The following is a 12781-nucleotide window of genomic DNA, read 5'->3' on the forward strand; positions in this document are numbered from 1 at the left end:
GACGAGCGTGCCGGATGCAATTTCCCCCTTGCTCCGCTAGCATTACCGGCTTCCGCTTCCCAGTTGCGACGGTTTTCGATGAGTTATCAGGTTCTTGCACGTAAATGGCGCCCGCGCTCGTTCCGCGAAATGGTCGGCCAGACCCATGTGCTCAAGGCTCTGATCAATGCCTTGGACAGCCAACGGCTGCACCACGCCTACCTGTTCACCGGTACTCGCGGGGTCGGCAAGACCACTATCGCGCGCATTATTGCCAAGTGCCTGAACTGTGAAACCGGCATCACGTCGACGCCTTGTGGCACCTGTTCGGTATGCCGCGAGATCGACGAAGGGCGTTTTGTCGACCTGATCGAGATCGATGCCGCGAGCCGCACCAAGGTCGAAGACACCCGCGAGCTGCTCGACAACGTGCAGTACGCGCCGAGCCGTGGGCGCTTCAAGGTCTACCTGATCGACGAAGTGCACATGCTCTCCAGCCATTCCTTCAACGCCCTGTTGAAAACCCTGGAAGAGCCGCCGCCCTACGTTAAGTTCATCCTTGCCACCACCGACCCGCAGAAACTTCCTGCAACGATTTTGTCGCGGTGCCTGCAGTTCTCCCTGAAAAACATGACGCCCGAGCGCGTGGTCGAGCATTTGACCCATGTGCTCGGCGTCGAGAACGTGCCGTTCGAAGACGACGCGTTGTGGCTGCTCGGCCGCGCCGCCGATGGTTCGATGCGTGACGCCATGAGCCTCACCGACCAGGCCATCGCCTTCGGTGAAGGCAAGGTCATGGCCGCGGATGTACGCGCCATGCTCGGCACGCTGGACCACGGCCAGGTGTTCGACGTGTTGCACGCGCTGATCGAAGGTGACGCCAAGGCGTTGCTCGAAGCCGTGCGCCACTTGTCGGAGCAAGGCCCGGACTGGAACGGCGTACTCTCGGAAATCCTCAATGTGCTGCACCGCGTGGCCATCGCCCAGGCGTTGCCCGAAGGTGTCGACAACGGCCATGGCGACCGCGACCGCGTATTGGCGCTGGCCCAGGCGTTGCCAGCCGAAGATGTACAGTTCTACTACCAGATGGGCCTGATCGGCCGCCGCGATTTGCCCTTGGCGCCAGACCCGCGTGGCGGCTTTGAAATGGTCTTGCTGCGGATGCTGGCCTTCCGGCCCGCCGACTCGGCGGACGCACCGAGACAGCCGCTAAAGCCAGTGGGGATCAGCCAGGCCACAGTTGATTCCGCCAAACCAGTGGCTGGCGCGGCGGTAGTCGCGCCAGTAGTTGCTGCACCTGAACCTGCGCCGCCTGCACCTGCGCCAGCACCCGAGCCTGCGGTTGCCGCGCCGGTGGTCGAACCTGCGCCCGTGGTTGAGCCTGAACCTGCTCCCGCGCCGGTGGTTGACCTGCCTTGGAACGATCCGGTCGACGCAGAAGCTGAACCTGAGCCTGAACCTGAAGTCGAGCAAGTGCCTGCTGTGGAGCCCGTGCTGGAAACCACCGGCGAGCAGCCCGAGCTGACGCCGATGCCCACGCCGACTCCGGACAGTGCGGTGCCGGACGCGCCGGAATGGGTGTCGGCGCCGGTCCCCGAGCCGACCGTTGCGCAGGTGGACGCCGCTACGCCGGGTATCGACCTCGATGACGAGCCGCCGCTGGACGAAGATTACATCGAGCCGGACATGGATTCGGCCTACAGCTACCTGGACGACCTGGCCAGCGAGCACACCGCCGAACCGGCCCCCGAGCCCGAAGCGGAACCCGCTGCGGCCCCGGCCACTGGCCTGGCGTTGCAATGGTTGGAGTTGTTTCCGAAATTGCCGATCTCCGGCATGACCGGCAGCATCGCCGCCAACTGCACCTTGATCTCCATCGAGGGCGACCACTGGCTGTTGCACCTGGACCCGGCCCACAGCGCCTTGTTCAACGCCACTCAGCAACGCCGACTCAACGATGCGCTCAACCAGTACCATGAACGCACGTTGACCATCGCCATCGAACTGATCAAGCCTGAGCAGGAAACCCCGGCCCAGGCGGCGACCCGTAAGCGCATCAACCGTCAGCGTGAGGCCGAAGACTCGATCCATGGCGATCCGCTCATCCAACAGTTGATGCAACAGTTCGGTGCGGTGGTGCGTCACGATACTATTGAACCTGTCGAAGCCCCGGTGCCCCAAGCGTCATAAAACCGGGCTACTAATTGATTGATCCACGTACTTTGAGGTGATTCCCATGATGAAAGGTGGCATGGCCGGCCTGATGAAGCAGGCGCAGCAGATGCAGGAAAAGATGGCCAAGATGCAGGAAGAACTGGCCAACGCCGAAGTCACCGGTAAAGCCGGTGGCGATATGGTCAGCGTGGTGATGACCGGTCGTCACGACATCAAGCGCGTGAGCATCGACCCAAGCGTATTGCCTGGCGTCGGCGAAGATGACCTGGAAATGCTCGAAGCGCTGTTCGCCGCGGCCGTCAACGACGCCGTGCGCAAGATCGAAGCCAACAGCCAGGAAAAAATGGGTGGCGTGACCGCTGGCATGCAACTGCCGCCGGGCATGAAACTGCCGTTTTGATCGTGCAGCGTTAGCTAGACTCAAATGCCAGGCATCGCGCCTGGCATTTTTGTTTGTGCTAATCCGATCGAACCCTGGCATGGCAAGCAGGGTCTGCACCCTATACCGAAAGATTCGTTAAAGGAGCCCCTCATGCCTCAAGAACCCATTCTTAACCAGCGCATTGTCCTGGTCTCGCGCCCGCAAGGCGCGCCGACACCGGAAAACTTTCGCCTGGAACGCGTGAACCTGCCGGAATTGGCAGATGGCCAGGTGCTGCTCAAAACCCTGTACCTGTCCCTCGATCCCTACATGCGTGGGCGCATGAGTGACGCGCCGTCCTACGCAGCTCCGGTGGAAATCGACGAAGTGATGACCGGTGGTGCTGTCAGCCGTATCGAGCAATCGCGTAACCCGAAATTCGCAGCGGGTGATCTTGTGGTGGGTTCCACCGGCTGGCAGAGCCATAGCATCTCAGACGGAAACAAACTGATCCCGCTGCCCAAAGGCCTGGCCAGCCCCTCGATGGCGCTGGGTGTATTGGGTATGCCTGGCATGACCGCGTACATGGGCCTGATGGATATCGGCCAGCCCAAGGCCGGCGAAACCCTGGTGGTGGCGGCTGCCTCCGGCGCGGTGGGTTCGGTGGTCGGGCAGGTGGCCAAGCTCAAGGGTTTGCGCGTGGTGGGTATTGCCGGCGGCGCGGACAAGTGCCGCTACGTGGTCGATGAGCTGGGCTTTGACGCCTGTATCGACCACAAGAGCGCCGATTTTGCCCATGAGCTGGCGTTGGCCTGTTTCAAAGGCGTGGATATCTACTTTGAAAACGTCGGCGGCAAAGTCTTCGACGCCGTGCTGCCGCTGCTCAACCCCAAGGCACGCATTCCGCTGTGCGGCCTGATCGCCGGTTACAACGCCCATGAAGCCCCCAGCGGTCCTGATCGGCTGCCGGCACTGCAACGTACCTTGTTGACCAAGCGCGTGCGCATCCAGGGTTTTATCGTGTTCGACGATTATGGCGATCGCCAGCCCGAATTCCTCAGCGCCATGGCGCCGTGGGTGCGCGACGGCAAGATCAAGTTCCGCGAAGACGTGGTCGATGGCCTGGAACAGGCACCCGAAGCCTTTATCGGTTTGCTCGAGGGGCGCAACTTCGGCAAGTTGGTGGTGCGCGTCGCACAGGATTGAGCATTTGACGCTAATCCGAGGCGCGGGTATAAACCGCGTCTCGTTGTTTTGTCGGACCCTTCGCCCATGAGCTTCAGCCCCCTGATTCGCCAACTGATCGACGCCCTGCGCACTTTGCCGGGTGTGGGCCAGAAAACCGCCCAGCGTATGGCGCTGCAACTGCTGGAGCGTGATCGCAGCGGCGGCACGCGGTTGGCCCAGGCCTTGAGCCAGGCCATGACCGGCGTGGGCCACTGCCGCCAGTGCCGCACCCTGACCGAAGAAGACCTGTGCCCGCAATGCGCCGACCCACGTCGCGACGACACTTTACTGTGCGTCGTTGAAGGGCCGATGGACGTGTACGCCGTCGAGCAGACCGGCTATCGCGGGCGCTACTTTGTGCTCAAGGGGCATCTTTCGCCGCTGGACGGCCTGGGGCCGGAAGCCATTGGCATTCCGCAACTGGTGACGCGCATTGAAGAGCAGGGCACGTTTACCGAGGTGATCCTGGCAACCAACCCGACGGTGGAAGGCGAGGCGACGGCGCATTACATCGCCCAATTGCTGACCAACAAAGGCTTGATCACCTCGCGTATCGCCCATGGCGTGCCGTTGGGTGGCGAGCTGGAATTGGTGGATGGCGGCACGTTGGCGCATTCGTTCGCCGGTCGCAAGCCGATCGCGCTCTAAAATGTGGGAGCTGGCTTGCCTGCGATAACGGTGGATCAGTGACATTGATGTCGCCTGACACTCCGCTATCGCAGGCAAGCCAGCTCCCACAGTGGTTTTGTGTTGTCAGGGATATCTTGATAACCAAGCAAGCGCTTGGTAAGTTCTCTCCACCTCACCGTGGAGCTTGCCGATGTCTGCCTATCAGGACTACTTCGACCCCAGCCACCAATTGGTCCGCGACAGCGTGCGCCGTTTCGTCGAGCGCGAGATGTTGCCGGACATCGAGCAATGGGAGGAGGGCGAGAGCTTTCCTCGTGAGCTGTACCTCAAGGCGGGCGCGGCGGGGATCCTGGGCATCGGCTACCCCGAAAGCCTGGGCGGCAGCCATGAAGGCGACCTGTTCGCCAAGGTCGCCGCCAGCGAAGAGTTGATGCGTTGCGGTTCGGGTGGCGTGGTCGCGGGCCTGGGTTCGCTGGATATCGGCTTGCCGCCGGTAGTCAAATGGGCGCGCCCCGAGGTGCGTGAGCGCGTTGCGCCTCAAGTGCTGACCGGTGAGAAGATCATCGCCCTGGCCGTCACCGAGCCCGGTGGCGGCTCCGATGTAGCCAACCTGCAAACCCGCGCCATTCGCGATGGCGACTGTTACCGCGTCAGCGGCAGCAAAACGTTTATCACCAGCGGCATCCGCGCCGACTTCTATACGGTAGCCGTACGCACCGGCGGGCCGGGCTTCGGCGGCATCAGCCTGTTGCTGATCGAAAAGCACACGCCAGGTTTCACAGTCGGCCAACCGTTGAAGAAAATGGGCTGGTGGGCGTCGGACACGGCTGAGTTGTTCTTCGACGATTGCCGCGTGCCGGTAGGCAACTTGATCGGCGTCGAGAACATGGGCTTTGCCTGCATCATGGGCAATTTCCAGAGCGAGCGCCTGGCGCTGGCGCTGATGGCGAACATGACCGCGCAGCTCGCCCTTGAAGAAAGCCTCAAGTGGGCGAGCCAGCGCGAAGCCTTCGGCAAACCTATCGGCAAATTCCAGGTGCTCAAGCATCGGCTGGCGGAAATGGCCACCGCAGTGGAAGTCTCCTGCGAGTTCACCTACCGCCAGGCGGCGAAGATGGCGGCCGGCAAGAGTGTGATCAAGGAGATTTCCATGGCCAAGAACCTGGCCACTGATACCGCGGATCGGGTGACCTATGACGCGGTGCAGATACTGGGTGGGCAGGGGTATATGCGTGGCAGCCTGGTGGAACGGCTGTATCGGGATAACCGCATTCTGTCGATTGGCGGGGGCACGCGTGAGGTGATGAACGAGATCATCAGCAAGCAGATGGGGTTGTGATTAGTGGTGTTCTTTCAGGCGCTATCGCAGGCGAGCCAGCTCCCACCTTTGACTGTGTTTGCAAATCAAAATGTGGGAGCTGGCTTGCCTGCGATAGCGCCGGCCCAGGCAACTTTTAAACTTCGGTCAACCCAAACTGCGTCAGGCAAAACGTCGGAATGCCCATATCCTGCAGGCGTTGCGAACCACCCAGCTCAGGCAGATCAATGATCGCCGCCGCTTCGAAGATCTTCGCGCCCATACGTCGCACCAGGTTCGCCGCGGCAATCAAGGTGCCGCCTGTGGCGATCAGGTCATCGAACATCAGCACCGAGTCGCCGTCACACAGGCTGTCGGCGTGTACTTCGAGAAAGGCTTCGCCGTATTCGGTCTGGTAACCCTCGGCCAGCACGTCAGCGGGCAGCTTGCCCTGTTTGCGGAACAGGATCAGTGGTTTGTTCAATTGGTAGGCGATGATCGAACCGATCAGGAAGCCACGGGCATCCATCGCGCCGATGTGGGTAAAGTCGGCCTCGACATAACGCTGGGCAAAGCTGTCGGCCACCAGGCGCAGGGCGCGGGGCGATTGGAACAGCGGGGTAATGTCACGAAAGATCACCCCAGGCTTGGGGAAGTCGATGACGGGGCGGATCAGGGATTTGATGTCGAACGAATCGAAGGTCATCGTCGAAGAGTCCTGGGAGCGGAAAACGGACTCGAAGTATACCTGCGGCCTTGCCGATTGGCGCGGCCGCAAGCGTGCGCTTCAGACTTCCAGCGAGCCCCCGGCCAGCGCGCAGAGCTGGATCGGGTCGAGGATATGCACTTCCTTGCCTTCGGCGGCAATCAGTTCGTTTTGCTGGAAACGGGTAAACACGCGGGACACGGTTTCCACCGCCAGGCCCAGGTAATTGCCGATTTCGTTGCGCGACATGCTCAGGCGGAACTGGTTGGCCGAGAACCCACGGGCACGGAAACGTGCCGACAGGTTGACCAAAAACGTGGCGATGCGCTCGTCGGCGGTTTTTTTCGACAGCAGCAACATCATCTGTTGGTCGTCGCGGATTTCGCGGCTCATCACGCGCATCAATTGGCGGCGCAGTTGCGGCAGCTGCAGGGCCAATTCATCCAGGCGTTCGAAGGGGATTTCGCACACCGAGGTCGTCTCCAGGGCCTGGGCCGACACCGGGTGAATCTCGGTGTCCATGCCAGACAGCCCGACCAGTTCGCTGGGCAGGTGGAAGCCGGTGATCTGCTCTTCGCCGCCGTCGCTCAGGCTGAAGGTCTTCAATGCGCCGGAGCGAACTGCATAGACAGAATCGAATTTGTCGCCCTGGCGAAACAGAAACTCGCCTTTTTTCAGCGGTCGGCCGCGTTTAACGATTTCGTCCAGCGCTTCCATGTCTTCCAAATTCAACGAAAGTGGCAGGCAGAGGGGGGCCAGGCTGCAATCCTTGCAGTGAGCCTGGCTGTGAGCGCGCAGTTTAACTGGCTCGGACATTTCTTAAATCCTTGTGGGAAAACACACATAAGACGTAAGGGTAACGCACCGAGGGTGGCTGAGGCCAGCGTGTACAAAAAAGCAGCAACGGTATAAAGCTCTTTGTATCGGTGCCGATACACAGGTGTCTCTCTATGAGCTGGAGCTCAAATCATGTCAGTCAGCACTGTCTCAAACCCATCGATCAACGTTGCAACGGTATCGGTCTGGAAGGCCGCCGATGCGGCCAGGGATAAAGACGCCGCGCCCAAGGCCGCCACCGAGGACAAGCCCGCTGAACCTAATGCGGCTGAAGGTGTGAAGGTGGTCATTTCCGGCGCGGGGATGGGCATGGCTTCGGCTGAGAAATCCTCCAATAGCGATATTGATGAAAGCAATCTGAAAGACAACATCAAACAGTTGCTGAAGATGATCCGCGAGCTGAAAAAGCAGCTTGCCGAAAAGATGGCTCAGCTCTCGGCAGTCATGAATGACACCACGTTGACCCCGCAAGCACGCCAAGCCAAAGTGGCGGGTTTGCAGGGCGACGTGGCGACGATACAGGCCGGTTTAATGACCGCCCAATCACAACTGGCCAAATCGCTGAAAGATGAGTCGCCTGAAGCTCAGATGGAAGCCATGAGCCTGATGGCGAAATAAAGCCCTTAGATCACCCGCGAGAATCGCTGCCTGTTCTGGTGCTCCAGGTAGGCATCGAACACCATGCACACCGAACGCACCAGCAAGCGCCCGGCGGGCAATACGCGAATGCCGTGTGCATCCAGCTCGATCAGGCCGTCGGCGGCCATTGTCTCCAGCTGTGGCCAGAGTTCGTCGAAATAGCCGCGAAAATCGATGTTGAAAGCCTGTTCGATCCGCTCGAATGCCAGGCTGAAATTGCAGATCAACTGCTGAATCACTTCCCGGCGCAAACGATCATCCGTGGTGCAGACCAGGCCACGGCTGGTGGCCAGTTGCGCGCCGGCCAGTGAGTTCTGGTAGTGATTGAGGTCGCTGCTGTTCTGGCAATACAGGTCGCCGATCTGGCTGATCGCCGACACGCCCAGCCCAATCAAATCGCAATGCCCGTGGGTGGTGTAGCCCTGGAAGTTACGCTGCAGCGTGCCTTCTTCCTGGGCCACGGCCAGTTCGTCATCCGGCAGGGCAAAGTGGTCCATGCCGATGTAGCGGTAGCCGGCACGGGTCAACTGCTCGATGGTGGTTTGCAGCATCAGCAGTTTTTCTTCCGGCGAGGGCAAATCGTCGGCATTAATGCGCCGCTGCGGCATAAAGCGCTCGGGCAGGTGCGCGTAGTTGAAGACCGACAGGCGATCCGGTTGCAGGTTGATCACCTCTTCAACGGTGCGCGCAAAATTCAGCGGCGTCTGCTTGGGCAGGCCGTAGATCAAATCAATATTGATCGAGCGAAATTGCAGGGTGCGCGCCGCATCGATCACCGCACGGGTTTCTTCCAGGCTTTGCAGGCGGTTGACCGCACGCTGCACCTCGGGATCAAGGTCCTGCAGGCCGATGCTTACGCGGTTAAAGCCCAGTTCGCGCAGCAGCCCCATGGTCGCCCAGTCGGCTTCACGCGGGTCGATCTCGATGCCGTAGTCGCCGGAATCATCATTGAGCAAATTGAAGTGCTGGCGCAGGCGGGTCATCACCTGGCGCAGTTCGTCGTGGCTGAGAAAAGTCGGCGTGCCGCCGCCGAAGTGCAGTTGCTCCACGGGCTGTTTCGGGTCCAGGTGGCAGGCCACCAACTGGATTTCCTGCTCCAGGCGTTGCAGGTAGGCCTGGGCTCGGCCACGGTCCTTGGTGATGACCTTGTTGCAGGCGCAGTAGTAGCAAATGTTTGCGCAGAACGGCACATGCACATACAGCGACAAGGGCCGTACGGCCTTGCGGCTGTCGCGCAGGGCGTGGAGCAGGTCGAAGGTGCCGACCTGGCTGTCGAATTGTACGGCGGTGGGGTAGGACGTGTAGCGCGGCCCCGCCAAGTCGTAGCGGTGAATCAGATCTGTGTCCCAACGAATGGCGTCGAGCATGCGGGCGGTCCCCGGGATTGGCTAGTGGGCCGAGTCTAGGGGCGCGCCGCAGGTACCATCTTGATTTGCATCAACGGGGAGCGGCGCTATGCCACATGGCGATTTAATGGCCCATTAGCCAGTGTTGATGCGGGCCTGGCAACGTCCAAACGCCGAAGAGCATAACCAGCACGCCACCGGCCACACGCACGCTGCGTTTGCGCAGCACCGCCGTGACACGTTCCGCCGCCAAGCCAGTCGCCAGCAGTACTGGCCAGGTTCCAAGCCCAAAGGCGAGCATCAGCATTGCGCTGTCCAGCGCATTACCCTGGCTCGCCGCCCATAACAGCGTGCTGTAGACCAACCCGCACGGCAACCAGCCCCACAGCGCGCCCAGCAGCAATGCGCGTGGCAGGCTGGATACCGGCAGCAAACGGTTGGCGACCGGCTGTACGTAGCGCCACAGGCCGCGCCCCAGGCTTTCGATACGGGTGAGGCCGCTCCACCAACCGGCCAGGTACAAACCCATGCTGATCAGCAACAACCCGGCGAGCACGCGCATGAACATCGCCGCCGGGCTGTTGGCCACCGCCCAGCCGGCCAGGCCGATCAATAACCCGGCAGCGGCGTAGCTGAGGATGCGCCCCAGGTTATAGGCGAGCAGCAGGCGAAAACGGCGGCTGCGTTGTTCTTTGGGGATTGCCAGCGTCAGCGCGCCCATCAGCCCGCCGCACATGCCCAGGCAATGGCCGCCGCCCAGTAGCCCGAGGATCAAGGCCGAGACCAGCAATGGCGCCAACTCAAGCATGGGGTGGGTCTTTGGGCGGTTGCTCGGCCCGGTTGGCTTCGTCGACGCCCGCCAGGTGGTTCGGGTCCTGGTCGTCGAACAGCACGCTGTGGGCCGGGCCGTCGAGGTCGTCGTACTGGCCGCTGTCCACCGCCCAGAAGAAAATGTAAATGGCCACGCCGACTAACAGCAGCGCCGCCGGAATCATCACGTAGAGAGCTGGCATCGGTACTCCATGCCCACGCGGCTCAAGCCGGCAGCGGGCGGGTTACTAAGGTGGCACTGTTTGCCTGCGTGCTCGGCAGGCGAGTCAGGCGCAAGGCGTTGAGCACCACGGTCAACGAGCTGAGGGACATGCCGATCGCGGCCCAGATCGGGGTGATCCAACCGAGGGCGGCAAACGGCAGCATAAGGCCATTGTACAGCCCGGCCCACAGCAGGTTTTCAATGATTACCCGCCGCGTGCGCCGCGCCAGGGTAAACGCCTGCACCAGCGCGTCGAGACGGTTGGACAGCAGCACGGCATCGGCACTGGTTTTTGCCAAGTCGGTGGCTGAGCCCATCGCCACGCTGATATCGGCGGCGGCGAGCACAGGCACATCGTTGACGCCGTCGCCAAGCATCAGCACCTTGCGGCCTTGCTGGTGCAACTGGTGCAGCACCTGCAGTTTGTCGTCGGGGCGCAAGCCGCCCTTGGCCTCGTCAATCCCCAACTCAAGCGCGACACTGGCGACCATCGGCGAGCTGTCACCCGACAGCAACAGCGTACGCCAACCTCGCGCTTTGCACGCGGCCAGCAGGGCGGGCGCATCGCTGCGCAGGCGGTCATCGAGCACGAACCAGGCGAGGGCGCCTTCACGATCGCCCAGCAGCAACCATTGGCCTGCTTCGTCCGGCGAGGCGGGAATCGCGCAGCCGCTTAATTGGCACACAAAGCCCGGCTGGCCGATGCGCAATTGATGCTCGCCCACACGACCTTCCAGGCCTAAGCCTGGGAAACTCAGGACTTCCTCAGCGGCCAGCGGCGCACGCCCGAAGGCGCGGGCAATCGGGTGCTCGGAGCGGTTTTCCAGCGCGGCGGCGAGGCCCAGGCAGTCGTCGCTGTTCAACGTGCCCAACGGGCGGATGGCACGCAGGGCCAGGCGGCCTTCGGTCAGGGTGCCGGTCTTGTCGAAAATCACCGTGTCGATCTGGTTCAAGCCTTCCAGCACGTGCCCACGAGTGAGTAACAGCCCGAGTTTGTGCAATGTGCCGGTGGCGGCGGTGAGGGCGGTCGGTGTCGCCAGCGACAACGCGCAAGGGCAGGTTGCCACCAGCATCGCCAGCACAATCCAGAATGCGCGTGACGCGTCCAGTTCCCACCACAGCAGGCCGATCAGCGCGGCCGCGATCAGCGAGCACAGCAGAAACCATTGAGCAGCACGGTCGGCGATTTGCGCCAGGCGCGGTTTCTCGGCCTGGGCACGTTCCAGCAGGCGCACGATGGCAGACAGGCGGGTGTCATGCCCCAAGGCGCGCACCTCGACGGTCAGCGCGCCTTCGACGTTGAGCGTGCCGGCGGTAACCGCGTCGCCGACGTTGCGCGGCTGCGGCAGGTATTCGCCGGTGAGCAGGGACTCGTCAATGCTCGACTGGCCATCAAGAATCAGCCCGTCGGCCGGCAGCACGGCGCCGGGATGCACCAGTACGCGATCACCTACGGCCAGTTCGCTGAGCAGGATGCGCTCGCTCTGACCATCACTTTTGAGGCGTAAGCATGACGCCGGCAGCAGGTTGACCAACTGCGCGGTGGCGGCGGCCGTACGCTCACGTGCCCGGCGCTCCAGGTAGCGCCCGGCGAGCAGGAACAGCGCGAACATGCCCACCGCGTCGAAGTACAACTCGCCAGTACCAGTTATGGCGGTCCAGATGCCCGCCAGGTACGCGCCGCCAATCGCCAGGGACACCGACACATCCATGGTCAGGTGGCGCGTGCGCAGGTCGCGCAGGGCGCCTTTGAAGAACGGCGCACAGCTGTAGAACACGATGGGCGTAGTCAGAAACATCGCCACCCAGCGCAGGATCACGTGCAACTCCGGGCTCAGGTCAATATTGAATTCCGGCCAGGTCGCCATGGTCGCCATCATTGCCTGGAACCACAACAACCCCGCCACGCCCAGCTGGCGCAAGGCCCGGCGGTTTTCGCTGGCCAATTGCTCGGCGGCGCGATCGGCCTGGTAAGGGTGGGCGGCGTAGCCGATATGGCGCAGTTCGCTGAGCACCTGGCTCAACGGCAATTGCCCATCGGCCCAGCGCACGTGCAGGCGATGGTTGGACAGGTTCAGCCGCGCCTCGGCCACGGCGGGCAGGCTGCGCAAGTGTTTTTCGATCAGCCAGCCACAGGCCGCGCAGCTGATGCCTTCCATCAACAGGGTGGTTTCGGCCAGATCGCCTTCGTGGCGCACAAAGGGTTTTTGCACGTCGGCGCGGTCGTACAGCGCCAGTTCGTCGACCAGTTGCACCGGCAGCGCCTCGGGGTTGGCCGAGGCTTCGCTGCGGTGCTGGTAATAGCTTTGCAACCCGCCGGCTACAATCGCCTCGGCCACTGCCTGACAGCCCGGGCAGCAGAGTTCGCGGCGCTCGCCGAGGATTTCGGCGGTGAACCGGCTGCCGGGCGGGACGGGCAGGGCGCAGTGGTAGCAGGGGGTTGGGCTGGTCATGGTGTGAAATCTATATCGGCTGGGAGGGCCTCATCGCGGGCAAGCCCGGCTCCCACAGGAGACCGCGATCCACTGTGGGAGCGGGCTTGCCCGCGATG

Annotated in this window: 12 protein-coding genes; 6 read left to right on the top strand and 6 right to left on the bottom strand. The window is 62.2% G+C overall.

Annotated features, from left to right (window positions below; all coding sequences use genetic code 11):
• Positions 1 to 78 precede the first annotated feature (78 nt).
• From dnaX to AB4P96_RS09950, 5 genes are all read left to right on the top strand, one after another.
• Positions 79 to 2169 (top strand): DNA polymerase III subunit gamma/tau, encoded by a 2091-nt coding sequence (gene dnaX, locus AB4P96_RS09930; protein WP_017134796.1) that lies wholly within the window; start codon positions 79 to 81, stop codon positions 2167 to 2169.
• A 46-nt stretch (positions 2170 to 2215) separates the two neighbouring features.
• A complete protein-coding gene (locus tag AB4P96_RS09935) occupies positions 2216 to 2554 on the top strand; it encodes a YbaB/EbfC family nucleoid-associated protein (protein WP_003175481.1) in 339 nt (112 codons plus the stop codon).
• A gap of 132 nt (positions 2555 to 2686) precedes the next feature.
• Positions 2687 to 3721 carry an NADP-dependent oxidoreductase gene (locus AB4P96_RS09940; RefSeq protein WP_395600732.1) on the top strand — a complete coding sequence of 345 codons (1035 nt, stop codon included), beginning with the start codon at positions 2687 to 2689 and terminating at the stop codon, positions 3719 to 3721.
• 66 nt (positions 3722 to 3787) lie between these two features.
• Positions 3788 to 4390 (top strand): recombination mediator RecR, encoded by a 603-nt coding sequence (gene recR, locus AB4P96_RS09945; RefSeq protein WP_017134798.1) that lies wholly within the window; start codon positions 3788 to 3790, stop codon positions 4388 to 4390.
• A gap of 172 nt (positions 4391 to 4562) precedes the next feature.
• The gene (locus tag AB4P96_RS09950; RefSeq protein WP_395600733.1) at positions 4563 to 5711 is read left to right on the top strand and encodes an acyl-CoA dehydrogenase family protein; all 1149 of its coding nucleotides are present in this window, start codon (positions 4563 to 4565) and stop codon (positions 5709 to 5711) included.
• Positions 5712 to 5826: 115 nt separating this feature from the next.
• On the opposite strand, the gene AB4P96_RS09955 is transcribed toward AB4P96_RS09950, so the two are convergent.
• Together AB4P96_RS09955 and fnr are read right to left on the bottom strand one after the other, a co-directional pair.
• The gene (locus AB4P96_RS09955) at positions 5827 to 6375 is read right to left on the bottom strand and encodes an adenine phosphoribosyltransferase (protein ID WP_017134800.1); all 549 of its coding nucleotides are present in this window, start codon (positions 6373 to 6375) and stop codon (positions 5827 to 5829) included.
• Between the two features lie 81 nt (positions 6376 to 6456).
• Positions 6457 to 7191, bottom strand: coding sequence for a fumarate/nitrate reduction transcriptional regulator Fnr (fnr, locus tag AB4P96_RS09960; protein WP_056861531.1), 735 nt, complete (start codon positions 7189 to 7191; stop codon positions 6457 to 6459).
• A gap of 153 nt (positions 7192 to 7344) precedes the next feature.
• Between fnr and AB4P96_RS09965 the strand changes: the two genes are divergently transcribed.
• Positions 7345 to 7830, top strand: a complete 486-nt coding sequence (locus AB4P96_RS09965) for a hypothetical protein (protein WP_017134803.1) — start codon at positions 7345 to 7347, stop codon at positions 7828 to 7830.
• 5 nt (positions 7831 to 7835) lie between these two features.
• Here the strand turns inward: AB4P96_RS09965 and hemN are convergent, their stop codons facing one another.
• From hemN to AB4P96_RS09985, 4 genes are all read right to left on the bottom strand, one after another.
• Positions 7836 to 9218, bottom strand: a complete 1383-nt coding sequence (gene hemN, locus AB4P96_RS09970) for an oxygen-independent coproporphyrinogen III oxidase (protein ID WP_236447997.1) — start codon at positions 9216 to 9218, stop codon at positions 7836 to 7838.
• Between the two features lie 103 nt (positions 9219 to 9321).
• Positions 9322 to 10005 carry a sulfite exporter TauE/SafE family protein gene (locus AB4P96_RS09975; RefSeq protein WP_017134805.1) on the bottom strand — a complete coding sequence of 228 codons (684 nt, stop codon included), beginning with the start codon at positions 10003 to 10005 and terminating at the stop codon, positions 9322 to 9324.
• Positions 9998 to 10210 carry a cbb3-type cytochrome oxidase assembly protein CcoS gene (ccoS, locus tag AB4P96_RS09980; RefSeq protein WP_017134806.1) on the bottom strand — a complete coding sequence of 71 codons (213 nt, stop codon included), beginning with the start codon at positions 10208 to 10210 and terminating at the stop codon, positions 9998 to 10000. The genes AB4P96_RS09975 and ccoS overlap by 8 nt, the downstream gene beginning before the upstream one ends.
• Positions 10211 to 10232: 22 nt before the next feature.
• On the bottom strand, positions 10233 to 12683 hold the full coding sequence (locus tag AB4P96_RS09985) for a heavy metal translocating P-type ATPase (protein WP_017134807.1): 2451 nt from the start codon (positions 12681 to 12683) through the stop codon (positions 10233 to 10235).
• Positions 12684 to 12781 lie beyond the last annotated feature (98 nt).

It is taken from the genome of Pseudomonas sp. B19125 (assembly GCF_044218855.1).
GTDB classification, from domain to species: Bacteria; Pseudomonadota; Gammaproteobacteria; order Pseudomonadales; family Pseudomonadaceae; genus Aquipseudomonas; species Aquipseudomonas edaphica.